The 23145-nt window shown below is 74.9% G+C and carries 23 protein-coding genes; 10 read left to right on the top strand and 13 right to left on the bottom strand.

Annotated elements, in window-relative coordinates; translation table 11 throughout:
- Window positions 1-2 precede the first annotated feature (2 nt).
- Entirely contained in the window at window positions 3-740 is a 738-nt protein-coding gene (locus K8Z61_RS04380; protein WP_224126896.1) for an LppX_LprAFG lipoprotein, read from the top strand.
- Window positions 741-755: 15 nt separating this feature from the next.
- On the top strand, window positions 756-2585 hold the full coding sequence (locus K8Z61_RS04375; RefSeq protein ID WP_224126894.1) for an MFS transporter: 1830 nt from the start codon (window positions 756-758) through the stop codon (window positions 2583-2585).
- Window positions 2586-2589: 4 nt separating this feature from the next.
- Here K8Z61_RS04375 and K8Z61_RS04370 read toward each other — a convergent pair whose 3' ends face one another.
- Both K8Z61_RS04370 and K8Z61_RS04365 read right to left on the bottom strand, forming a co-directional pair.
- Window positions 2590-2967, bottom strand: coding sequence for a hypothetical protein (locus K8Z61_RS04370; RefSeq protein ID WP_224126892.1), 378 nt, complete (start codon window positions 2965-2967; stop codon window positions 2590-2592).
- Window positions 2968-2972: 5 nt separating this feature from the next.
- Entirely contained in the window at window positions 2973-5123 is a 2151-nt protein-coding gene (locus K8Z61_RS04365; protein ID WP_374227898.1) for a type IIA DNA topoisomerase subunit B, read from the bottom strand.
- Window positions 5124-5540: 417 nt separating this feature from the next.
- On the opposite strand from K8Z61_RS04365, the gene K8Z61_RS04360 reads away from it, so the two are divergent.
- The 4 genes from K8Z61_RS04360 (at window position 5541) to K8Z61_RS04345 (ending at window position 7546) form a co-directional block, all read left to right on the top strand.
- The gene (locus K8Z61_RS04360; RefSeq protein ID WP_224126890.1) at window positions 5541-5762 is read left to right on the top strand and encodes a hypothetical protein; all 222 of its coding nucleotides are present in this window, start codon (window positions 5541-5543) and stop codon (window positions 5760-5762) included.
- Between the two features lie 94 nt (window positions 5763-5856).
- A complete protein-coding gene (locus K8Z61_RS04355; RefSeq protein ID WP_224126888.1) occupies window positions 5857-6330 on the top strand; it encodes a DUF456 domain-containing protein in 474 nt (157 codons plus the stop codon).
- A complete protein-coding gene (locus K8Z61_RS04350; protein WP_224126886.1) occupies window positions 6327-7193 on the top strand; it encodes an EamA family transporter in 867 nt (288 codons plus the stop codon). The genes K8Z61_RS04355 and K8Z61_RS04350 overlap by 4 nt, the downstream gene beginning before the upstream one ends.
- 116 nt (window positions 7194-7309) lie before the next feature.
- On the top strand, window positions 7310-7546 hold the full coding sequence (locus K8Z61_RS04345) for a TM2 domain-containing protein (protein WP_224126884.1): 237 nt from the start codon (window positions 7310-7312) through the stop codon (window positions 7544-7546).
- 61 nt (window positions 7547-7607) lie between these two features.
- On the opposite strand, the gene K8Z61_RS04340 is transcribed toward K8Z61_RS04345, so the two are convergent.
- The 4 genes from K8Z61_RS04340 to K8Z61_RS04325 form a co-directional block, all read right to left on the bottom strand.
- The gene (locus K8Z61_RS04340) at window positions 7608-9239 is read right to left on the bottom strand and encodes an RNA polymerase sigma factor (protein WP_374227897.1); all 1632 of its coding nucleotides are present in this window, start codon (window positions 9237-9239) and stop codon (window positions 7608-7610) included.
- A gap of 131 nt (window positions 9240-9370) precedes the next feature.
- Window positions 9371-9943 carry an HhH-GPD-type base excision DNA repair protein gene (locus K8Z61_RS04335; protein ID WP_224126882.1) on the bottom strand — a complete coding sequence of 191 codons (573 nt, stop codon included), beginning with the start codon at window positions 9941-9943 and terminating at the stop codon, window positions 9371-9373.
- A gap of 14 nt (window positions 9944-9957) precedes the next feature.
- Window positions 9958-10287, bottom strand: a complete 330-nt coding sequence (locus K8Z61_RS04330) for a hypothetical protein (RefSeq protein WP_224126880.1) — start codon at window positions 10285-10287, stop codon at window positions 9958-9960.
- Between the two features lie 214 nt (window positions 10288-10501).
- Complete coding sequence (locus K8Z61_RS04325) at window positions 10502-10873, bottom strand: universal stress protein (protein WP_224126878.1); 372 nt, start codon at window positions 10871-10873, stop codon at window positions 10502-10504.
- 138 nt (window positions 10874-11011) lie between these two features.
- Between K8Z61_RS04325 and K8Z61_RS04320 the strand changes: the two genes are divergently transcribed.
- Entirely contained in the window at window positions 11012-11473 is a 462-nt protein-coding gene (locus K8Z61_RS04320; protein ID WP_224126876.1) for a hypothetical protein, read from the top strand.
- Between the two features lie 33 nt (window positions 11474-11506).
- Here the strand turns inward: K8Z61_RS04320 and K8Z61_RS04315 are convergent, their stop codons facing one another.
- Window positions 11507-12994: a glutamate--cysteine ligase gene (locus K8Z61_RS04315; RefSeq protein ID WP_224126875.1), complete on the bottom strand. Its 1488-nt coding sequence runs from the start codon at window positions 12992-12994 to the stop codon at window positions 11507-11509.
- Between the two features lie 78 nt (window positions 12995-13072).
- On the bottom strand, window positions 13073-14119 hold the full coding sequence (locus tag K8Z61_RS04310; protein ID WP_224126873.1) for a DUF4192 family protein: 1047 nt from the start codon (window positions 14117-14119) through the stop codon (window positions 13073-13075).
- Between the two features lie 162 nt (window positions 14120-14281).
- On the opposite strand from K8Z61_RS04310, the gene K8Z61_RS04305 reads away from it, so the two are divergent.
- The gene (locus K8Z61_RS04305; RefSeq protein ID WP_224126871.1) at window positions 14282-15727 is read left to right on the top strand and encodes a DNA polymerase IV; all 1446 of its coding nucleotides are present in this window, start codon (window positions 14282-14284) and stop codon (window positions 15725-15727) included.
- Between the two features lie 36 nt (window positions 15728-15763).
- On the opposite strand, the gene K8Z61_RS04300 is transcribed toward K8Z61_RS04305, so the two are convergent.
- The 3 genes from K8Z61_RS04300 to K8Z61_RS04290 are packed head-to-tail and all read right to left on the bottom strand — an operon-like array spanning window position 15764 to window position 17971.
- Window positions 15764-16660, bottom strand: a complete 897-nt coding sequence (locus tag K8Z61_RS04300) for a biotin-dependent carboxyltransferase family protein (protein WP_224126869.1) — start codon at window positions 16658-16660, stop codon at window positions 15764-15766.
- A complete protein-coding gene (locus K8Z61_RS04295; protein WP_224126867.1) occupies window positions 16657-17268 on the bottom strand; it encodes a carboxyltransferase domain-containing protein in 612 nt (203 codons plus the stop codon). The genes K8Z61_RS04300 and K8Z61_RS04295 overlap by 4 nt, the downstream gene beginning before the upstream one ends.
- 7 nt (window positions 17269-17275) lie before the next feature.
- Window positions 17276-17971, bottom strand: coding sequence for a 5-oxoprolinase subunit PxpA (locus K8Z61_RS04290; protein ID WP_224126866.1), 696 nt, complete (start codon window positions 17969-17971; stop codon window positions 17276-17278).
- 78 nt (window positions 17972-18049) lie between these two features.
- Between K8Z61_RS04290 and K8Z61_RS04285 the strand changes: the two genes are divergently transcribed.
- Window positions 18050-20224 carry a S9 family peptidase gene (locus K8Z61_RS04285; protein ID WP_224126865.1) on the top strand — a complete coding sequence of 725 codons (2175 nt, stop codon included), beginning with the start codon at window positions 18050-18052 and terminating at the stop codon, window positions 20222-20224.
- A gap of 267 nt (window positions 20225-20491) precedes the next feature.
- On the top strand, window positions 20492-21454 hold the full coding sequence (locus tag K8Z61_RS04280; RefSeq protein WP_224126863.1) for an RNA polymerase sigma factor RpoD/SigA: 963 nt from the start codon (window positions 20492-20494) through the stop codon (window positions 21452-21454).
- A 66-nt stretch (window positions 21455-21520) separates the two neighbouring features.
- On the opposite strand, the gene coaE is transcribed toward K8Z61_RS04280, so the two are convergent.
- Both coaE and K8Z61_RS04270 read right to left on the bottom strand, forming a co-directional pair.
- Window positions 21521-22108 carry a dephospho-CoA kinase gene (gene coaE / locus K8Z61_RS04275; RefSeq protein ID WP_224126862.1) on the bottom strand — a complete coding sequence of 196 codons (588 nt, stop codon included), beginning with the start codon at window positions 22106-22108 and terminating at the stop codon, window positions 21521-21523.
- 10 nt (window positions 22109-22118) lie between these two features.
- Window positions 22119-23063 carry an NAD-dependent epimerase/dehydratase family protein gene (locus K8Z61_RS04270; RefSeq protein WP_224126860.1) on the bottom strand — a complete coding sequence of 315 codons (945 nt, stop codon included), beginning with the start codon at window positions 23061-23063 and terminating at the stop codon, window positions 22119-22121.
- Window positions 23064-23145 lie beyond the last annotated feature (82 nt).

The raw sequence follows: 23145 nt of genomic DNA, 5'->3' as shown, positions 1-23145 counted from the left end.
CCATGCACGTGCGCACCTCCCCCGCCCGCCCGGCCCGCTCCGTCGCGCTCACGGCGCTGCTCGCGCTGCTCGCCGCGCTGACCCTCGCCGGATGCTCGGGCTCGGACTCCTCGTCCGGCTCCTCCGACGACCCCGCGGCCGCGCTGGCCGCGGCCAAGAAGGCGCTCGACGACACCAGCGGCGTGCACCTGGAGATCACCTCCGAGAACGTCCCCGCCGACACCACCGCGCTGCTGGGCGCGTCCGGCGACGGCACCCACGCCCCCGCCTTCGACGGCCAGATCAAGGTGGCGTTCTCCGGCCTGGAGCCGACCGTCCCGGTCATCGCGGTCGACGGCAAGGTGTACGCGCAGGTGCCGCTCTCCCCGGGCTGGCAGACCATCGACCCGAAGGAGTTCGGCGCGCCCGACCCCTCGACCCTGCTCGCGAAGGACGGCGGCTTCTCCTCCCTGCTCACCGCGACCACCGGCCCGACGAAGGGCGAGCAGGTGCGCGGGGGCGAGGACAACAAGGAGGTGCTGACCACCTACACCGGCACCATCGACCAGACCGCCGCGAAGACGATCCTGCCCGGCGCCACCGGCGACTTCGACGTCACCTACACGATCGGCGAGGGCGACCAGCTGCGCACGATGAAGGTCGTCGGCGACTTCTACGGCAAGGGCAGCGACACGACCTACACGATCGCCTTCAGCGACTACGGCTCGAACCCGACGATCACCGCGCCCGACACCAAGTGAGCCGGTGACCCGCAGGTGACCACCCGGCCCGCCCCGCCGTCCGGCGTCGCCGCCGTGCCCCGCTCCGCGCGCACTCTGCTGACGCTCGCCGCGGTGGCCGTGGCGTTCGCGGCCGCCGACACCTACGTCGTCGTGCTCGCGCTGGTCGACATGATGCAGGGCGTCGGCCTCTCCCCCGACCAGCTGCAGAAGGCGGCGCCGATCGTCTCGGGGTTCCTCCTCGGGTACGTCGCGATGCTGCCGCTGATCGGCCGCATCGCCGACCTGCGCGGCCGCGGCCCGGTGCTCGTCGCCTCCCTCGGCCTGTTCGCGGTCGGCTCGCTGGTCACCGCGGCCTCCTACGACCTGCAGACGCTGGTGCTCGGGCGCTTCCTCCAGGGCGTCGGCGGCGGCGGGCTGGTGCCCGCCACCCTGGCGCTGGTCGCCGACCTCTACCCGCGCGAGCGGCGCGGCGTGCCGCTCGGCGTCGTCAGCGCCGTCCAGGAGATCGGCAGCGTGCTCGGACCCCTGCTCGGCGCCGCCGTCCTCGCCGTCGCCGACTGGCGGGCGATCTTCGGGCTCAACCTCGCCGTCGGGCTGGTGCTCGCCGCCAGCGTCCGGGTGGCGCTGGCGAAGGCGGACGTCGCCGACGGCGCGCGCGGCCTCGCGCCTGCGACCGGGCCGGGACGACGCCGGCTGCCGGACCCCGTCGGGCTCGTCCTGGTCGCGCTGCTGCTGGTCGCCGCCGCGCTGGTCGTCGTCGCGCCGCCGGCGCTGGTGCAGGACGTCCAGTGGGGGCGCCTCTACATCCCCACCACCGGGCTCGGCTGGCTCGGCGAGCGCTGGTCGACGCCGGTCGGCCTGGTCGCCGTCGTCGCGCTGCTCCTGCTGCTGGCGCGGTGCCTGACCGCGTCCCGTCCGCTGGTCGACCTGCGCGCCTGGGGCTCGAGCCTCCGCGAGGCCGACGTGTTCGGCGCCGCGCTGCTCGGGCTGGCGCTGGCCGGCGTCATCCTGGCGTTCGCGACCGCCGACCCGAAGGTCGAGGTGTTCTCGCCCCAGGGCCGCTGGTACCTGCTCGGGGCCGGCGTCGCCGCGGCGGCGTTCCTGGCCCACCTGCGACGCGCCGAGAGCCCGCTGCTCCCCCGCGGCGCGCTGCGAGCCACGCCCGCGTGGGGCTCGCTGGTCGTCAGCCTCTTCGTCGGCGCGGCGCTGGTGGCGGCGCTGATCGACATCCCGCTCTTCGCCCGCACGACGATCTACCAGGACTCCCAGCTGCTCGCCGCGCTGGTGCTCGTCCGGTTCCTGATCGCGCTGCCGGTGGGCGCGATCCTCGGCGGCTGGCTCACCCGCACCGTGCCGGCCGGCACCGTCACCGCCGTCGGCATGATCCTGGCGGCCGGCTCCTTCTACGCCATGGCCCAGTGGGACGCCGACGCCCTGCGCAGCGCCACCGCCACGCTGCCGCTGGTGATCGGGGGCCTCGGCTTCGGTCTCGCGCTCGCGCCGGTCAACGCCGCCGTGCTGGCCAGCACCGACGCCGCCGTCCACGGGCTCGCCTCGGCGCTGGTCGTGGTGGCCCGCATGGTCGGCATGCTGGTCGGCATCTCGGCGCTCACCACGCTCGGCCTGCGCCGCTACTACGCGGAGTCGGCCGGCATCCCGCCCGCGCAGGAGGTCTGTGGGGGCAGGTCGCGGTGCGACGCCTACACCGACCTGCTGACCACCGCCGGCATCGCCCAGGAGCACACGGTCTTCCTCGGCGCCGCCCTGTGCGCCCTCGTCGCCGCCGCGGTCGCCGTGCTGGTCTACCGCCGCGCCGACACCCGCACGGTGTCCCCGACGGAGGCGCTGGCGCCCGGCGCCTGAGGCGTCAGCCGAGCCGGTCGCGCAGCACCCGGTCGACGACGGCCTCCGGGTGGGCGGCGAGCCAGCCGCGCAGCGCGTCGAGGTCGCCGACGTCGGCGATCCCGTCGACGACGCCGGTCAGCGTCGCGAGCAGGTCGTCGCCGGCCGCGACGTCGAGCATCGCCGGGCAGTCGATCGCCCCGGCCTCGGGCTCCGGCGTGAGCCGGGGCAGCCAGCAGCCGACCTCGAGCAGCCACCCGGCGTCCGGTCCGCGTCCGGAGGCCCGCAGGCCGACGTACCAGTGCAGGTCGCCGACGACGAGCCGCGGCGTGCCCTTGCGCGGCTTCGCGCCGCGCGCCTTGAGCAGCGCCAACGCGGCGGTGCGGTCCTTCGGGGAGATCACCGGCGTCAGGCGTCCAGCGCCTCGACGTCGACCTCGTAGGCCCCCTGGACGATGAACTCCTTGCGGGGCGCGACCTCCGAGCCCATCAGCAGCTCGAAGACCTGCGAGGCGGCGTCGGCGTCGTCGACGGTGATGCGACGCAGGGTGCGGTGGCGCGGGTCCATGGTGGTCTCGGCCAGCTGGTCGGCGTCCATCTCGCCGAGGCCCTTGTAGCGCTGGATGGGGTCCTTCCAGCGGACGTTGCGGCGCCGCAGGTCGGCGAGCGTGCGCTGCAGCTCGTCGTCGGAGTAGGTGTAGAGGTACTTGTCCATGCCCTTCTTGGGGTTGGACAGCTCGATGCGGTGCAGCGGCGGCACGGCGGAGTAGACGCGGCCCTCGCGCACGAGGTCGGGCATGTACTTGAAGAACAGCGTTGCCAGCAGGCAGCGGATGTGCGCGCCGTCGGAGTCGGCGTCGGCCATGAAGATGATCCGACCGTAGCGGGCGGCGTCGAGGTCGAAGGTGCGCCCCGATCCGGCCCCGACGACCTGGATGATCGAGGCGCACTCGGCGTTCTTGAGCATGTCGCCCACGGACGCCTTCTGGACGTTGAGGATCTTGCCGCGGATGGGCAGCAGCGCCTGGAACTCCGAGTTGCGCGCCAGCTTGGCGGTGCCGAGCGCGGAGTCGCCCTCGACGATGAACAGCTCGGTGCGGTCGGCGTCGCTGGAGCGGCAGTCGGCGAGCTTGGCCGGCAGCGAGGACGACTCCAGCGCGTTCTTGCGACGCTGGTTCTCCTTGTGCTGGCGGGCCGCGAGCCGGGTCTTGGCCGCGCCGGCGACCTTCTCCATGACGAGCCGCGCCTGCGCCTTCTCGTCGCGCTTGGTCGAGGTCAGGAACGCCTTGAGCTCGGCGGCGACGACCTTGCGGACGATCGCGCGCACCGCCGGGGTGCCGAGGATCTCCTTGGTCTGGCCCTCGAACTGCGGCTCGGCCAAGCGCACGGTGACGACGGCGGTGAGGCCCTCGAGCACGTCGTCCTTGATCACGTCGTCGTCGGCGGTCTTGAGCACCTTGGCGGCCCGCATGACCTCGTTGAACGTCTTGGTGAGCGCGGCCTCGAAGCCGCTCACGTGCGTGCCGCCCTTGGGCGTGGCGATCACGTTGACGAACGAGCGCAGCTCGGTGTCGTAGCCCATGCCCCAGCGCACCGCGACGTCGACGCCGAGCTCGCGCTCGACCTCTTGCGGCGTCATGTGGCCCTGCTCGTCGAGCAGCGGCACGGTCTCCTTGAACGTGTCGGTGCCCTGCAGCCGCAGGACGCCGGTGACCGGCTCGTCGGCGGCCAGGAACTCCGCGAACTCGCCGATGCCGCCGGCGTGCAGGAACGACTCCTCCACCGGCTCCTCCCCGCGCAGGTCGCGCAGGACGATCTCCAGGCCCGGCACGATGAAGGAGGTCTGGCGGGCGCGGGTGACCAGCTCGTCGTAGACGAACCGGGCGTCCTTCGTGAAGATCTGCCGGTCGGGCCAGAAGCGGATGAGCGTGCCGCTGCGTCCCTTGGCCACGCGGCCGCCCTTGCGGGTCAGGCCCGACTGCGGGGTGAACGCCCCGCCCAGGCCCTCGGCGTCGAAGACGCCGGGCACGCCACGCTGGAACGAGAGGCCCTGCACCGCGGGCGAGCGCTCGACGTCGATGTCCATGCGGCTCGAGAGCGCGTTGACGACCGAGAGGCCGACGCCGTGCAGGCCGCCCGTGGCGACGTAGGAGCCGCCGCCGAACTTGCCGCCGGCGTGCAGCTTCGTGGCGACGACCTCGACGCCCGGGAGCCCCGTCTTGGGCTCCTTGTCGGTCGGGATGCCGCGACCGTCGTCGTGCACCTCCGCGGAGCCGTCGGCGTGCAGGGTCACCTCGACGCGGGACGCCGCGCCGGCCAGCGCCTCGTCGACGCCGTTGTCGATGATCTCCCACAGGCAGTGCATGAGGCCGCGGGTGTCGGTGGAGCCGATGTACATGCCGGGCCGCTTGCGGACGGCCTCGAGCCCCTCGAGGACGAGCAGGTGCGCGGCGTTGTAGGCGTTCTCGGCGATCGTGGGGCTCCTGGTGCGGTGGTTCGACGTCGCCCGCGACGCCGCGGGCCGCGCCCTCGGGCGCGAGGCCAATCTAGGCGACGACACGCCGCGGCCCGGTGCAGGCTCGCCTGCACGGCGCTGTCGGTGGCCCCGGCTACCGTCGAGGCATCCGTGAGGGCGATCGCACCGAATCCCCGACGAGAGTCGAGGCGTCGCCGTCACACTGGTCGTCAGCACTGGTGGCCAGAGGAGCCGGACCGACGACGGCGTCGGGTCGACTCCGCGGAAGCCGCGTCAGACGTCCCACCCCTTCGCGGGCGTGGAACGGGCCCCGGCGAGGAACCCGTACCAGCACAACCGCTCAACCCGACGGCTGCCCTGCCGAACCCACCAGTACCGCCGCGCAGGGGCCAGCCCGAGGATCCATGATGGGATGCAGGTGGCCTGCGCCACACGACGACGGGAATCTTGACCCCCGTCGTTACGTTGAGCAGGACACCGAGACGAGGAAATGAGGCCGATGTGACCACTGCCGTTGCCCCCAGCAACCCGCTGACCGCTGCGGACCGCTGTGACCGTTGCGGAGCCCAGGCCTACCTTCGGGTGGAGCTGCGTTCCGGTGGCGAGCTCCTCTTCTGCGCCCACCACGCGCGCGAGCACGGCGACAAGATCAAGGAGCTGGCGATCACCGTCGTCGACGAGACGCACAAGCTCACCGGATCCCCGGCCATCAGCGCCGACTGACCCCACCTGCATCCGTCCCCGACGGCCCCGGTCCCCGTGACCGGGGCCGTCGTGCTTCTCCAGGCTTCGCACGGCGGGATGGCAGGCTGACGTCGTGCTGCTCGACGTCGTCATCGCCCTGGTCATCGCCGTCGGCCTGGTGGGCGTGCTGGTCCCGCTGCTGCCCGGCACGACGCTGATCGGCGGGGCGATCCTCGTGTGGGCCGTGGTGGAGTCCAGCAGCACGGGCTGGATCACGCTCTCCCTCGCCCTGGCCGTCCTCGTCCTCGGCACGGTCGTGAAGTACGCGGTGCCCGGCCGCCGCCTCCAGCGCGCCGGCGTCCCGGGGTCGACCCAGCTCGCTGGCGCCGTCCTCGGCGTGGTCGGGTTCTTCGTGGTGCCGATCGTCGGGCTGCCGCTGGGGTTCGTGCTCGGCGTCTACCTGGCCGAGGTCCGGCGGCTCGGCGCCGCGCGCGCCTGGGCGTCGACCAAGGACGCCCTGGCCGCCGTCGGGCTCAGCATCCTGCTCGAGCTGGTCGCGGGGCTGCTCGCGGCCGGCACCTGGGTCGTCGGCGCGGTGGCCGCGTGATCGCCGTCGGCCTGGCGCTCGCCTCGGCGGCCGCGTACGGGCTCTCGGACTTCCTCGGCGGCCTCGCCTCCAAGCGCGCCTCGGCCTGGACGGTCGGCATCGCCGGCCAGCTCGCCGGCGCGCTGCTCGTGGCGCTGCTCGGCGTCACGCTCGTGACCGGCGACCCGACCCGGGCCGATCTCGCCTGGGGACTCCTGGCCGGGCTCGGCAACGGCTTCGGCGTCGCCTTCCTCTACCGCGGTCTGGCGTCCGGACGCATGGGCGTGGTGGCGCCGGTGTCGGGCGTCGCCGCCGCCGTCGTGCCGGTCGTCGTCGGCCTCGCGTCGGGCGAGCGGCCGGGCGTCCTCGTGCTCCTCGGCATGCTCGCCGCCGTGCCCGCGATCTGGCTGGTGGCCAGCGAGCCGGGCGCCGACCCGCACTCCGTGCCCGACGCCGCCTCCCCGGCCGACGGGCTGCGCGACGGCCTCCTGGCCGGTCTCGGCTTCGGCCTGCTCTTCGCCGCGATCGCCCAGGTGCCGGACGCCGCCGGCGCCCTGCCGCTGGCCGCCAGCCAGACCGGCGGCGCCCTCACCCTGGGCCTGCTGGCCGCCGCGAGCGGCGGCCTGGGCTCGGCGGCGCTGGCCGGCGCACGCCGCGGCGCCGCCCTCGGTGCGCTCACCGGCCTGCTCGGCGCACTGGCCGTGCTGCTCTTCCTCACCGCCACCCACCACGGCTACCTGACGGTCGTCGCCGTCATCGCCGCTCTCTACCCCGCGGGGACGGTGCTGCTCGCCGCCGGCGTCCTGCGCGAGCCGATCCACCGGCTGCAGGGGCTCGGGCTCGCCCTGTGCGGACTCGCGGTGGCGCTGGTCGCGGCGGGTTAAGTCCTCCCGGAACAGCGGCGACGACCCCCGCCCGTCGCTACGGTCGGCGATCACGGGTGGCACCGGCGCCGCCCGGTCCGGCACCGTCGCCGGCACCACCATCGAAGGAGACCACCATGTCCAGCCCCGTCACCGCACCCGCGAAGTCGAAGATCGTCGCCGGCCTGCTCGGGATCCTCCTCGGCGGACTCGGCGCCCACTCCTTCTACCTCGGCAACCCGAAGAAGGGCGTCCTCCAGCTGGTCGTCAGCGCCGTCACCGTCGGCATCGGCGCGATCTGGGGCTTCGTCGAGGGCGTCCTGATCCTCGTCGGGAAGATCGACACCGACGCGCACGGCCGCCCCCTGGCCTGACCCGTCACGCACGAAGGGCCCCGATCCGCATCGCGGATCGGGGCCCTTCGCGTCGGTGGCGTCAGTCGAGATAGTCGCGCAGCACCTGCGAGCGGCTCGGGTGGCGCAGCTTCGACATCGTCTTGGACTCGATCTGCCGGATGCGCTCGCGCGTCACGCCGTAGACCTTGCCGATCTCGTCGAGGGTCTTGGGCTGGCCGTCGGTGAGGCCGAAGCGCATGCTGACGACGCCCGCCTCGCGCTCGGAGAGCGTGTCGAGCACGGCGTGCAGCTGCTCCTGGAGCAGCGTGAACGACACGGCGTCGGCCGGGACGATGGCCTCGGAGTCCTCGATCAGGTCGCCGAACTCGGAGTCGCCGTCCTCGCCGAGGGGCGTGTGCAGCGAGATCGGCTCACGGCCGTACTTCTGCACCTCGATGACCTTCTCGGGGGTCATGTCGAGCTCCTTGGCGAGCTCCTCGGGCGTGGGCTCCCGGCCGAGGTCCTGCAGCATCTGGCGCTGCACGCGCGCGAGCTTGTTGATGACCTCGACCATGTGCACCGGGATGCGGATGGTGCGGGCCTGGTCGGCCATCGCGCGGGTGATGGCCTGACGGATCCACCAGGTCGCGTAGGTCGAGAACTTGTAGCCCTTGGTGTAGTCGAACTTCTCGACCGCGCGGATCAGGCCCAGGTTGCCCTCCTGGATCAGGTCGAGGAAGAGCATGCCGCGCCCGGTGTAGCGCTTGGCCAGCGAGACGACGAGGCGCAGGTTGGCCTCGAGCAGGTGGTTCTTGGCGCGGCGGCCGTCCTCGGCGATCCACTCGAGCTCCTCGCGGAGCTTCTCGGAGATCTTGCCGCCCTTGCCGAGCTTCTCCTCCGAGAACAGGCCGGCCTCGATGCGCTTGGCGAGCTCGACCTCCATCTCGGCGTTGAGCAGCGGGACCTTGCCGATCTGCTTGAGGTAGTCCTTGACCGGGTCGGCGGTCGCGCCGGCGACCATGACCTGCTGCTCGGGCTCGTCGGTGTCGTCCGCGGCGGAGACGACGAAGGTCGCCTGCTTCTCGTCCTCGACGATCGTCGGGTCGGCCTTGACGTCCTTCTCGAACTGGTCGTCGGGGATGTCCGGGAGGATCTTCTTGCCGTCGGGGCCGACGGCGGCGGGCGCCGCGGCGGCGTCGACCGCGTCGGTGGCGTCGGCGGCGTCGTCCTCGACCTCGAGGTCGACCTCGAGGTCGTCGAGGACGACGGGCTCGTCGTCGATCTCGGGCGCGTCGTCGCCGGCCTCGTCCGTCGCCGCCGTCTTCGCCGGGGCGGCCTTCTTCGCGGCCGCCTTGGTGGCGGTCTTCTTCGCGGCCGTCTTGGTCGCGGTCTTGGCGGCGGGCTTGGACGCCGGGGCGTCCTCGGCCTCCTCGGCGACGGCCGCGGCCTTGCGGGCCGGCGCCTTGGTGGCCTTCGCGGTGGTCGTCTTGCGGGTGGACGTGGCGGCGACCGCGCGCGAGGTCGACACCGCGCCGAGCGCGACCGTGATGCCCAGCCCGCTCAGGTGCGCGAGCAGCGACTTGAGGTGGCGCGGCTCGATCGCGGCGTCCTCGCTGGCCTGCCGGACCTCGTCAGGGGTGAGGGTGCCGGTGGGGGCGGCACGCTCGATGAGGTCGGTGATGGCGGGGTGGGAGAGCACCTCGGCAGGGATCTTTCGCGCGTTCGAGGACACGAACACCTCTCGTGGGGCAGGAGATGGGCGCGGCGAGGCCCGGAGTCGTCAAGAGCCGCACTCACATTCTGCCATGGGCCCGAAAGGATCTTGACGCCGAGGGCGCACCTGCGGGGCGGACGCACGGCCCGTCAGCCGGCCGAGGCCGCCTTCTTCGCGGCCTTGGCGGCCTGCTTGAAGTCGCGCACCTTCTGCAGCGAGTCGCCGTCGACGACGTCGGCCACGGACCGGTGACCCTCGAGCGCGTAGTCGCCCGCCGCCCTCTCCCACCCGTCGGGGCGCACCCCGAGCTGCTTGGCGACCAGCGCGGTGAAGATCTGCGCCTTCTGCCGGCCGAAGCCGGGCAGGCCCTGGATCCGCTTGAGCAGGTCGGCGCCGCTGGCGGCCTCGGTCCAGATGCGGGCGGCGTCGCCGTCGTACTCGTCGACCACCACGCGGGCGAGCTCCTGCAGCCGTGCGGCCATCGAGCCCGGGAAGCGGTGGATCGCGGGGGTCTGCGCGCAGAGCGCGGCGAACTCCTCGGCGTCGGTGTCGGCGATCGCCGAGGGGTCGAACGTGCCGAGTCGCTCGAGCACCTTGGCCGGCCCGCGGAAGGCGTGCTCCATGGGGTACTGCTGGTCGAGCATCATGCCGGCGAGCAGCGCGAACGGGTGCTCGGCGAGCACGCGGTCGGCGGTGGGGTCCTGGGCGATCTGGAGGGCCATAACGCCATCCTGCCTCAGCCGCAGCAGAAGGGGTTGGCACAGGGCTGGCCGACTTCGCTCCCATACGCCAGGAGTGCGCGGACCGGACGAAGGGCCGTGGCGACGTCGATCTCCGGCAGCTCGGCCGCGCCCGATTCGCCCTCCTTCCAGCGAGGCGGGATGTCGTCCAGGTCGAGACGCCGCGAGCCCGCGACGAAGAGCGTGTACATCGGATGATCAGGCCAGCTGTTGAGGCGCAGCACCCACCAGACGCCCTCGAGGTCGGCCGCCCACGGAAAGTAGAGGTCTCCGGTGCTCTGCCAGCGGACGCGAGCGCGCAGCTCGGGACGCCGCTTGATCTTCACGCTCGAATCTCGTGGTCAGGAGCGCCGCTGGTCGAGCATCCTGCCGGCGAGCAGCGCGAACGGGTGCTCGGCGAGCACGCGGTCGGCGGTGGGGTCCTGGGCGATCTGGAGCGCCATGGCGCCGATCGTGCCAGAGGCCGCCGAGTCGCCCGGGCCGCGCGAGCCGCGCCGACCGCGCGAGCCGCGCGGGCCGCGCGGGCCTGGGCCCGGGACGTCAGCCCGCCCGCACCGCCAGGACGGGGCACGGCGCGTCGAGGAGGATGCGCTGGGCGTTGGTGCCGAGGATCAGCTTGCCGACCGGGGAGCGGCGGCGAAGCCCGATGACGAGCAGCACGGCGTCGATGTCCTCGCAGATCGCCAGGACGTGGTCGGCGGGCTCGGTGGCCTCCGAGGCCCGCCGCACCTCGACAGGGACGGGCGGGTCGGCCAGGAGCCGCTCAAGGGCGTCGTCGGCGCCCCGCCGAGAGCTGCGCGGCGCCTGGGCCACGACCAACCCGCTGCCGCGGGTGGACGCCTCGGCGACGCCGGCCGCGAGCGCGGCCTCCCCCTCGGGCGTCGGCGCGTACGCCACGACGACCTCGGCCATGGGCTGGCTCCTTCGCTCGGGTACGCGCAACCTAGCCGACCGGACGTCCGGTCGGACGACCGGGCGCTGTGGAGGACCCCGACGCGCCGGCTGCCGGCTCGGGCAGGCTGGCCCGGCCGGAGCGAGAGGAGACCCGCCGTGGCACGACTCGACCCGCCCGTCCTGACCGACCTCCTGCTCGAGCCGCCGGACGCCGGCGAGCTGGAGCTGCTGCGTCGCGCCGTCGGCCTGCACGGTCGGGCCGAGCAGCGCCTGCAATTCCCCGCCGCGCTGCACGCCGGGGTGCCCGGCGGACCGCCCGGCACCGAGGTCGTGCTCGGCCTCCTGCGCACCGGGCCGCTCGACCACGCGCTCCGCACCGACCTGGTCGAGGCGCTGCTCGGACGCGCCCGGCCGTCCGACGAGCCGGTCCGCACGCTGGTCTGGCTGACCCGCCCCGGCGAGCTCGACCTCGAGGACGCCGACCTGGCGTGGGCCGCCGCGGTCCGCAGCGCGCACCGCGAGACCGGCCGCCCCGTCCGCTTCGTGGTCGTCACCCGTCACGGCTGGCGCGACCCGATCAGCGGCGCTCGCCGGCGGTGGCGCCGGCTCCGCCTCTGAGCGGCGGCGCGGCCGACCCGGGGCCCCGCCCCGCTACCAGGTGTGGACCGGAGCCCCGTCGGCCTGCCGCTCCCGGTACTCCGCGAGCATGCGCCGCAGCGCCTCGCGTCGGGACGCGCCGCCGGCCTCGTGCCGCTCGACGGTGCGCAGCGACCACACCGCGCCGTTGACGCCGCTGGCGCAGCGACCCTCGAGGACGGCGAGGTAGCGGTCCCGCTCCTGCCGCGACACCCCGGCGTCGGCGAGGCCCTGCTCGACCAGCGGCAGCAGGCGCTCGCGGACCAGGGTGGTGACGTCGAGCTCGTGCGGGTCGAGCCCCGGTGCGCGCTCGTCCGGCCACGCGAGGGTCGCGCCGAGCCCGTGGCGCGCCGCGGCCACCAGGTTGGCGCGCGCGGCGCCGAACGGCAGGGCTGCCCAGACCGGCCGCTCCTGCTCCGCGAGCGCCCGGACCAGCCCGAGGAACAGCGCGGCGTCGGCGGCGACGTCGACCGCGCTCGGCCCGGCGGGCAGCACGCGGCTCTCGACCCGCAGGTGCGCCAGGCCGTCGACGACGTCGTAGACCGGCCGGTTCCAGCGGTAGACCGTGCCGTTGTGCAGCGTCAGCTCCGCCAGCGACGGCGTGCGGCCCGCGGCGAGCTCGGCGGCGGGGTCCTCCTCGTCGACGACGGGCAGCAGCGCCGGGAAGTAGCGCAGGTTCTCCTCGAAGAGGTCGAAGACCGAGGTGATCCACCGCTCGCCGAACCACACCCGGGGCCGCACGCCCTGGGCCCGCAGCTCGTCGGGGCGGGTGTCGGTGGCCTGGGTGAACAGCGGGATGCGGGTCTCGTGCCAGGTCTCGCGGCCGAGCAGGAAGGGCGCGTTCGCCGCCAGCGCCACCTGGACCCCGGAGGCGGCCTGGGCGGCGTTCCAGGTCGCCGCGAACTGCGCCGGGGAGGTCTGCAGGTGCACCTGGGTGCTGGTGCAGGCGGCCTCCGGCACGATCGTCGAGGTGCTGAGCCGGACCCGCTCCTCCCCCGCCACGTCGATGCGGACGTCCTCGCCGCGCGCGTCGAGGATCTGCTCGCTCAGCAGGTGGTAGCGGGCGTCCTCGCTGAGCGCGTCGGCGTCGAGGTCGTCGGCCTCGAGCGTCGGCAGGACGCCGATGGAGACCACCCGGGCGTCGAGCGTGCGGGCGGCGGCGTCGGCCTGGGCCAGGCGCCGGCCGATCTGCTCCTCGAAGCCCGCCAGCGCGCCCTCGTCGAGTCGCGCCGGTGGCAGGTTGACCTCGAGGTTGAACCGGCCGAGCTCGGTCTGGAACGCGTCGTCGTCGAGCGCGGCGAGCACGTCGGCCCCGCGCAGCGAGGGGCGCTCGTCGCCGTCGACGAGGTTCAGCTCGAGCTCGAGCCCGACCATCGGCCGGGCGGCGTCGAAGCGGCCGTCCGCGAGCATCTGCCCCAGCACCGCCAGGCAGGCCCGGATCTTCTCCCGGTGCCGGGTGCGGTCGGCCCCGGTGAAGCGCTGCGCCTCGATCTCCTCGCCCACGGCGTCACCGTAGGGGTCCCGTCGGGCCGCGGCAGCGACCGTCGGGGTGGACGGGTGCCCGCCTCGTGGCGGGCCGGGTCAGCGCGCCGCGGGCGCGTACGCCTCCGGACGGGTCGCCGCCGCGAGATGGCGGCCGATGAGGGCGGTCAGTCGGTGGCCCGGCTGCGCGGCCTGGGCCCGATCGACGGCGCACCAGGCGAGCGCGCCGTCGCCCGCGTAGGCCGCGGCGAGCGCCAGGAGTCCGGCGGCGGACGCCACGGACTCCTCCGGGCTCGCCCGGACGACCGACGCCCACAGGTCGGCGTGGGCCCGGGCCTCGACCCGCGAGCGCGGACACCAGGCCCGCTGGGCCTGCACCGGATCGCCGAGCAGCCGCAGCAGCACCGCGACGTCGCGGGCGGCGGGCACGGTGCGAGCAGCCGCGAGCGTCCGGACGAGGTCGACCACGTCGACTGCCTCGTCGGCCTCGGGGCCGATGGCGCCCGCGGCGTCCAGCAGGGCGGCGCGCACCGCCAGCGCGCGAGCCGGGTCGGGAGCGACCAGCCGCTCGACGTCGGCCCGCGAGCCCGCCACGACGTGACCGGCGAGCACGGCGCGCACCAGGAACGCATGCGAGGACGGGTCGCACGGCTCGCCCGGGTCGTCCGGATCGGGGGCGCCGGGGACGTCCAGGCGGTGCACCCGACCCGCGGCGTAGCGCACCTGCGCCACCACCTCGATGCCCACAGCCTCGAAGGAGGCGGCCAGAGCGCCGGCGAGCGGATCGGTGCGGGCGACGTCGGCCGAGCAGAGCACCACGGCGACCCGCTGGACCGCGTGCCGCACGGCCGGCTCGAGCAGCACCGCGACGAGGTCCTCGACGTGCTGCCGGGAGGCTCGGGCGGGCGGCAGGTCGGCCCGGGCGTGGAACGAGGGACCCGCGCCGAAGGTGAGCAGGACGACCGACTCGGTGGGCTCGAAGCCGAGCGCCACCCAGGCGGCCGCCACGAGGTCCTGCGGATCGCTCGCCCGCAGGACGAGCCTCGGGTCGGCACGCGACGGATCGGGCGCAGCTGCCGGGACGGCGCGGAGGGCACGGGGACCGCGGGAGGGCCGCGGCGGACGGGAGGGGACGGAGGAGGTCATGCGTCCACGCTCGCCGCGGCGCGGCGTCGATCGCGAGGCTCGACGCGGATCTGGGGACGACGCCGTCCCGGAGCGGCCGGTGGACGACGAGCGGCTCGACCGCGTGCCCGACCGCGTGCCCGGCCGCGGGGGCGGTCGACGGCAGCGGGGTAGGTTGCGCGGGTGCGCGCGTCGGCCTCGGTCCTGCACCTGGACCTCGACGCCTTCTTCGCCGCCGTGGAGCAGCGCGACAAGCCGTCGCTGCGCGGACGACCCGTGATCGTCGGCGGCGTCGGCGGGCGCGGGGTGGTGGCCACGGCGTCCTACGAGGCCCGGCGCTTCGGGGTGCGCTCGGCGATGTCGACCCGCGAGGCCCGGGCCCGGTGTCCGCACGCGGCGTTCCTCTCCGGCCGCTTCCCCGCGTACCGCGCGACCAGCCGGGCCGTGATGGCGGTGCTGCGCGCGGTGTCGCCGCTGGTCGAGCCGTTGTCCCTGGACGAGGCGTACGTCGACCTCGAGGCCGTGGACTCCCCCGACCTGCCCGACCTCGAGGTGCCGACGGTCACCGCCTTCGCCGAGCTCCTGCGCGAGCGGGTGCACGAGGCCAGCGGCGGGCTGACGGCCTCGGTCGGCGTCGGCACCAGCAAGCTGATGGCCAAGATCGCCAGCGACCTGCGCAAGCCCGACGGCCTGGTCGTCGTCGCCCCGGGCACGGAGCGGGCCCTGCTGGACCCCATGCCCGCCTCGGTGATCCCCGGCGTCGGGCCCGCCACCGTCGAACGGCTGCGCCGCGCGGGGCTCCACACCGTGGCCGACGTGGCCGACGCCTCGGTGCCCGAGCTGGTGACGCTCCTGGGCCGCGCGCACGGCGAGGGCCTGCACCGGCTCGCGCGGGCCGAGGACGACCGACCGGTCGTCGCCGAGCGCGAGGCCAAGTCGGTCAGCGTCGAGAGCACCTACGACACCGACCTGATGGAGCGCCGACTGCTCGAGAGCATCGTGACGCGACAGGCCGGCGAGGTCGCCGCCCGGCTGGCGAAGGCCGGCCAGGCCGGCCGCACGGTGACGCTCAAGGTGCGGCTGCACGACTTCACCACGCTGAGCCGCTCCGCGACCCTGCCCTCCCCCACCGACAGCGGGCCGGCGATCGGACGGCTCGCCCGCACCCTGCTCGGCGACCTGATCGACCAGCAGGTGACCGCCGGCGGCGTCCGGCTGCTCGGCGTGGGCGTCTCCGGGCTGGCCGACTGGGTGCAGGAGGACCTCTTCGGCGATCTGGGCATCGAGACGTCCGACCCGGACCAGCGCGGCGACCCCGGTGACCCTGGTGAGCCTGGTGAGCCCGACGCGATCCTCGGGGCGACGCCCGACGCGGATGCTCCGCCCGTTCCGCCCGAGCCGCGCGGGCGCGCCTGGCCGCCGGGCCTCGACGTCGAGCACGAGGAGCACGGACGCGGCTGGGTGTGGGGAGCGGGCCGCGGCGTCGTCACCGTGCGGTTCGAGACCGCCGACTCGCCCGCGGGCCCGGTGCGCTCGTTCAGGGACGACGACCCGGCGCTGCGGCGCGTGCCCTGGCCCTCCGATGACGAGGCGGACGAGGCGGACGACGGGACCGCGCCGGCGGGCTGAGCCGCACGGGCCCGATCCCGCGGAGCGGCGCCGCGCTCAGCCGCGCACGGGCCTCAGCTCGACCGCGTCGCCCGGCAGCAGCTGCGCGCACGCGTCGAGGTCGCGCGGATCGACGACGCCGAGGATCGGGTAGCCGCCGGTCGTGGGCCGATCGGCCAGCAGCACCACCGGCCGGCCGTCGGGCGGCACCTGCACCGCGCCGGGGGGCAGCCCGAGGCTCGGCACCTCGCCGGGGCGGCGCGGGATCGGCGGGCCCTCGAGCCGCAGCCCGACGCGATCGGAGGTGGCGGACACGGTCCGCGGACCGCCGGCGACGGCCGACCGTCCCTCGGGGAACCAGGAGCCGTGCGGCCCCGGGTGCAGCCGCAGCCGCACGGGATCGACTCTCCCGCCCGGGCCGCCTGCACCGCCCGGGCCGCCCGGCACGAGAGCACCGACGGCGGGCGCCCCGGTCGTCGGCCCCAGCGGCACGAGGTCGCCGACCCGCAGGGGCGCGGGCCCCAGGCCGGACAGCGTGTCGGTGGAGCAGGACCCGAGCACGGCCGCGGGCCGCACGCCGCCCTGCACCGCGAGCGTCGTCCGGGCGCCGCGAACCGGACGGCCCAGCCGCAGCACCCCGCCCGACGGCACGCGGACGGCCTCGCCCCAGGCCCGCGGACGTCCGTCCGTCGACACCGCGACGACGGCGCCGGCCGTCGCGAACCAGCGCCCGGGGCCGTGGAGCCGCACCGTCAGCCCGCCGAGCAGCGCCTCGACGATCGGCGCGCCCTCGCCCTGGCCGAGGAGCCGGTTCGCGGCCCGCAGCGCGGCGACGTCCAGCGCTCCGGACGCCGGCACGCCCAGGTGCCCGAGCGAGGGCCGGCCGAGGTCCTGCACCAGCGCTGAGGCGCCGATCCCGAGGATCTCCAGCGCGCCCGCGGGCCGATCGGTCATGCCGGGACCAGCCGCACCCGCGTGCCCGGGGCGAGCAGCGCGGGCGGGTCGGCGTCGAGGTCCCACAGGGCGACGTCGGTGCGGCCGACCAGGCGCCAGCCGCCCGGCGAGGCGCCCGGGTAGACGCCGCACCAGGCGTCGGCGAGCGCGACCGAGCCGGCGGGCACCCGGGGTCGCGGAGCGGCCAGGCGGGGCACGGCGAGCTCGGCGGGCAGGCCGGCCAGGTAGGCGAATCCCGGCGCGAAGCCGCAGAACGCCGAGGTCAGCTCGGTGGCCTCCAACCGCGCCACGACCCCCGACGCGTCGGTGCCCCAGCGCGCGGCGACGTCGTCGAGGTCGGGGCCGTCCCAGTGCACCGGCAGCTCGACCAGCCGTCCCGATCCGGGGTCCGCGTCCGCGGGCTCCGCCAGCGCGGCGGCGACGACGGCCGCGACGTCGTCGGGCAGGGAGCCGTGAGCCGCCTGCACCAGCACCGACTCAGCCCCCGGGACGACGCCGAGAAGCGGCAGGCGCGTCCGCAGGCGGGACGCCAGGCCCGCGGCCGTGGCGGGTCCGTCGACCTCGACGACCAGCGCCCCCGGACCGCAGCGCACCAGTCGCCCGGTCACCGCCGCCTCACAGCCCCACCAGCGCGAGCCCGCCCGCCTCGAGCGCCCGGCGCACCGCACGTGCGGTGTCGACCGCCCCCGGGTGGTCGCCGTGCACGCAGACGCTCCGCACGTCGCTCGCCAGCTCGACCGCCCGGGCCGCGATCGCGGCCGGGTCGTGGAGCACCGCACCGGGCCGGTCGCGCGGCAGCAGCCGCCCCGAGGCCAGGACGCCGCGATCGGGGAACCCCTCCCGGTGCGTCGCGCGGCCCGCCTCCTCGGCGAGCCGCAGCAGGACCCCGGGCATGCCGAGGACCGGCAGGCCGACGCCGTCGACCACCGAGCCGTCGAGCACGGCCCGCGCCTGCTCCTCGTCGTCGAGCACGCGGTGGTAGAGCGCGCCGTGCGGCTTGACGTAGCGCACCTCGGTGCCGGCCTCGCGCGCGAGCGCGGCGAGCGTGCGCACCTGGTCGGCCACCTGCGCCCGCAGCGTCGCGTACGGCACGTCGAGGGCGACGCGGCCGAAGCCCGGCCGGTCGTCGTAGGAGACCTGCGCGCCCACGCTGACGCCGCGCGCCGCGGCGTCCCGGCAGACCGCGCGCATGATCGCCTCGCTCCCGGCGTGGTAGCCGCAGGCGACGTTGGCGCTGGTCACGACGGTCAGCAGTGCCGCGTCGTCGGTGACCTCCTCGCCGAGATCGGCGTTCAGGTCGATCGGCCTCACCCGGCCGAACCTAGCGTCCCCCGAGGCCGCGCGCCGGTCGCCGCCGCGCTGTCGGACGCCACCCGTAGGGTCGGACGCATGTCGAGCCCCACCGTCCCGCAGCAGCCCGCTCCGCAGCCCCCGCTCGCCGAGCGGCGCCCGACCGTCGCCGTCCACCACGGCCGCGAGCGGCACGACGACTACGAGTGGCTGCGCGAGAAGGAGGCGCCCGAGGTGCGGGCGCTCCTCGACGCCGAGAACGCGTGGACGCAGGCGCGTACCGCGCATCTGGCCGATCTGCGCGGACGCATCTTCGAGGAGATCCGCACCCGCACCCGCGAGACCGACCTGTCGGTGCCCACGCGCAACCGCGGCCACTGGTACTACGGCCGCTCCTTCGCCGGCCGCGAGTACGGCGCCACCTGCCGGGTGCCCGTCGCCGGCCCCGACGACTGGACGCCCCCGACCCCCGCGGAGGACTGCGACCCCGACCAGCCCGCGCTGCCGGGCGAGGAGATCCTGCTCGACCTCGACGCGCTCGCCGAGGGACACGACTTCTTCTCCCTGGGCGGCTCGAGCATCAGCCCCGACGGCCACCTGCTGGCCTACGCCGTCGACGTCGTCGGCGACGAGCGCTTCACCGTGCGGGTCAAGGACCTCCGCACCGGCGAGCTGCTCGACGACGAGCTCACCGGCGTGCTCGGTGGCGGCACGTGGGACCGCGCCGGCGAGAGCCTCTACTACTCCACCGTCGACGAGTCGTGGCGGCCCGACAAGGTGTGGCGCCACCGCCTCGGCACCGCGCAGGCCGACGACGAGCTGGTGCATCACGAGCCCGACGGCCGCTTCTTCGTCGGCGTCGGCCGCACCCGCTCCGACCGCTTCCTGGTCGCGGTGTCCGGCTCCAAGACCACCTCGGAGTACCGCTACCTCGACGCCGACCGGCCCGAAAACGGCTGGCGGGTCTTCGCCGAGCGGGTCGAGGGCCTGGAGTACTCCCTCGACCACGCCGTGCTGGCCGGCGAGGACGTCTTCCTGGTCACCCACAACGCCACCGGGCCCGACTTCGAGATCGGCGTCGCGCCGCTCGAGCCGACGCCGGCCGCCGGCTGGCGTCCGCTGGTGCCGCACGACCCGGCGGTGCGGATCGAGGACGTCGACGCCTTCGCCGGCCACCTCGTCGTCCACCAGCGCAGCGCGGGCATGACCCAGCTGCGCATCCTCGAGCTCGGGCCGCAGGGCGTCGCCGACGACCACCTCGTGGAGTTCGAGCACGAGATCTACACGATCGGCTCGGGCTCGAACCCGGGCTTCGACCAGCCCACCGTGCGGCTCGGCTACGGCACCCTCGCCGTGCCCTCCTCGGTCTACGACTACACGGTCGCCACCCGCGAGCTGCGCCTGCTCAAGCGCACCCCGGTGCTCGGCGACTACGACCCCGACGCCTACGAGGAGCACCGGCTGTGGGCCACCGCGCCCGACGGCGAGCGCGTGCCGATCTCGCTGGTGGTGCGCCGCGACGTCCGCGCGGCCGGCGAGCCGGTGCCGACGCTGCTCTACGGCTACGGCTCCTACGAGGCGTCCATGGACCCGTACTTCTCGGTCGCCCGCCTCTCCCTGCTCGACCGGGGCGCGGCCTTCGCCATCGCCCACGTGCGCGGCGGCGGCGAGATGGGTCGACGCTGGTACGACGACGGCAAGCTGCTGGCGAAGCAGCACACGTTCGACGACTTCATCGCCTGCGCCCGCCACCTCGTCGACGAGGGCTGGACGCGGCCCGAGGTGCTGATCGCCGAGGGCGGCAGCGCGGGCGGCCTGCTGATGGGCGCGGTGGCCAACCAGGCGCCCGACGCCTTCGGCGGCATCGTCGCGGCCGTGCCGTTCGTCGACAACCTGACCACCATGCTCGACGCCTCGCTGCCGCTGACCGTCACCGAGTACGACGAGTGGGGCAACCCCGAGGCCGACCCCGAGGTCTACGACTACATCGCCGCCTACGCGCCCTACGACAACGTCACCGCGCAGGCGTACCCGCCGATCCTGGCCGAGACCTCGCTCAACGACACCCGCGTGCTCTACGTCGAGCCCGCCAAGTGGGTCGCCCGCCTGCGGGCCACGGCCGACGACCGGCGTCCGGACGTGCTGCTGCGCACCGAGATGTCGGCGGGGCACGGGGGCGTCTCGGGGCGGTACCAGGCCTGGCACGACCGCGCCTTCAGCCTCGCGTGGATCCTCGACCGCATGGGCCTGGCCGACGTCGCCCCGCGCGGCTGACGCTCACCCCCTCTCACCCGTTCGGGCGCTGACCGAGGCCGCCCATCCGTGCAGGTCACGGCTCCGAACGGCACCACGAGGCAGGCTCCTGACGGCGGTCTGAGAAGTGGCTGAGTTTCGACCCGGCCGGGAATCAGCACCGCCGCCCGGACGTCCTTACTCGCGAGAGCCCACCCCCTCGGTGGATTGCCGGACGGGAATCCCGAGCAAGGGGACGGGCGTTGGTTCAGTGACCCCCATCAGGGGGACACCACGAGGAGGGTTCACATGGCTAGCACCGCCCCCGCCACCCGCTCGACCGGACGAGAGATCGAAGGCCGCGACTCCGTCGGCCTCTACCTGGACGAGATCGCCCGCAACCCCCTCCTGGACGCCGCAGCCGAGGTCGAGCTCTCGAAGACGATCGAGGCCGGCCTGATGGCCGAGCACCTGCTCGCCCAGGGCCGCGTCGGCCGTCGCAAGGGTGGCGCACCCGGGCAGGCGACCCAGGAGGAGCTGGAGTGGATGGCCGAGGAGGGCCGCCGCGCCGTCGACCAGTTCATCACCGCGAACCTGCGCCTGGTCGTCTCCATCGCGCGCAAGTACGGCCGCGCGCAGATGCCGATGCTCGACCTGATCCAGGAGGGCAACACCGGCCTGATCCGCGCGGTCGAGAAGTTCGACTACACCAAGGGCTACAAGTTCTCCACCTACGCCACGTGGTGGGTGCGCCAGGCCATCACCCGGGGCATCGCCCAGCAGGCGCGCGTCGTCCGGCTTCCCGTGCACGTGGTCGAGGAGCTCAACCAGGTCGGCGGCGCCCGCCGCACCCTCGAGCGGCAGCTGGGCCGCGACCCCGAGCCGGCCGAGATCGCCGCCGAGCTCGGCATGGAGGTCGAGCGCGTGCTCGACCTGCTCTCGTGGGGCCGCGAGCACGTCAGCCTCGACACCCCGGTCGACGAGGACGGCGACACCTCGCTCGGCGACCTGATGGCGCAGGAGACCGCGCCGGGCCCGGACCTCACGGTGCTCGACGTCGAGTCGCGCGAGCGGCTCAACAGCCTCGTCGGCCAGCTCGACGAGCGGGCCGCCGACATCATCCGCAGCCGCTACGGGCTCGTCGACGGCCGCCAGCACAAGCTGGCCGACATCGGCGTCAAGCACGGCATCTCCGCCGAGCGCGTCCGCCAGCTGGAGCGGGAGGCGCTGCAGAAGCTGCGTCGCTTCGCCGACCCCGACCTGGCGGCCTGACCCGACGCCGGGCCTCGACGACGGCCCCCGTCCCGCGAGGGACGGGGGCCGTCGTGCGTCCGGGGATCAGCGGGACGCAAGCTCGGCGTGGACCTGCTCGACCCGCGCCCGCAGCTCGGCGAGCGTGCCCGTGTTCTCGATGACGTGGGTGGCCACCGCGCGTCGCTGCTCGCGGGTGGCCTGGGCGGCGATCCGCGCCTCGGCGTCCTCGCGGGTCATGCCGCGGTCGCGCAGCATCCGCTCGACCTGGGTCTCGACCGGCACGTCGACGACCAGCACGGCGTCGAACCCCTCGGCACGTCCCGACTCGGCCAGCAACGGGATGTCGTGCACCACCAGCGCGCCCGCAGGCGCGCCCTCCTCGAGCGCGGCGTAGCGCTCGAACACGAGCGGGTGGACGATCGCCTCCAGCGCCTTCCGCTGCGCCTCGTCGCCGAAGACGATCCGGCCGACGGTGGGCCGGTCGAGGTCGCCCTCGGGCGTGAGCACCTCCGGGCCGAACAGCTCCACGACCCGGGCGAGGCCCGGCGTGCCCCGGGCGACGACGTCGCGCGCCAGCTGGTCGGCGTCGATCACGACCGCGCCGAGCCCGGCGAGGATGCCGGCCACGGTGCTCTTGCCCGAGGCGATGCCACCGGTGAGTCCCACTCGCATGGGCGCCACGCTAGAGCGCGACGGGCACCCGCGCGCCGGCGGTCTCGGCGGTCGCGCGGCAGACCTCGTCCCAGGGCGTCGGCGTCAGGCCCAGCTCGCGCTCGGCGGCCGAGGAGTCCAGCACGTAGGGGCGCTCGAACTGGTACACCGTCTCGCGCATCTCCCGCAGGAAGGGCACCGCCAGCCCGCCCACCGTGAGCATCGCCCGCGGCCACGACCGGACGACCGCGGGCGCGACGCCGGCGGCACGGCAGACGTCCGCGACGGTCTCCACCCCGCTGCGGGCGGGGTTGGTCGGCGCGTGCCACACCCGACCCCAGGCCGTCGGGGTGGCGGCCGTGACGACCAGCGCGCGAGCGAGGTCGCGCACGTCGGTGAAGGAGTGCGGCAGGGACGGGTCCCCGAACAGCCGGACGGTCCTGCCCGCCAGTGCCTTCGGCACGACGACCGGCACGTGGGCGTTGGTGACGCCGGGGCCCATGAAGTCCGACGCCCGCACCTCGACCGCGCGCAGCCGACCCGCCCGGTGGGCGGCGAGGGCGTCGGCCCACATCCCGGCACGGATGCGACCCTTCACGCCCGGCGCCGCGTCGGGGAGGCCCTCGACCATCGGCCCGTCGACCGGGCCGTAGGCGTAGAGGCAGGACGCGGTCGCGAGCACCGCGCCGGTGCGCTCCGCGGCCAGGAGGAAGGACTCGGCGACCGGCGGCCACCACGAGGGCCACACGTCGTAGGACGGCGGGTTGACCGCGTCGTAGAGCGCGGCGGCGCCGTCGGCGAGACGGGTGAGCCGGGAGGCGTCGGCGACGTCGGCGGCGACCCGCTCGACCCCGGGCAGCTCCGGGCCGGTGCCGGAGCGGCTGACCAGCAGGACGCGCTCGCCGCCGGAGGCGAGCAGGGAGGCGGTGGCGCGACCGACGGGGCCGGCGCCGACGACGACGTGATGGGCGGGCATGGCGGATCCTCTCGACAATTTCGAGAGCGGTGCTCTCGGTTCGCGATCAGCCTGACATCGACCGTCCACGAAAGCAAGAGCA

This window comes from Nocardioides sp. TRM66260-LWL (assembly GCF_020075545.1).
In the GTDB taxonomy this organism is placed as follows: domain Bacteria; phylum Actinomycetota; class Actinomycetes; order Propionibacteriales; family Nocardioidaceae; genus Nocardioides.
Note: the sequence above shows the minus strand (reverse complement) of the source record. Positions and strands in the feature narration are given on the sequence as shown.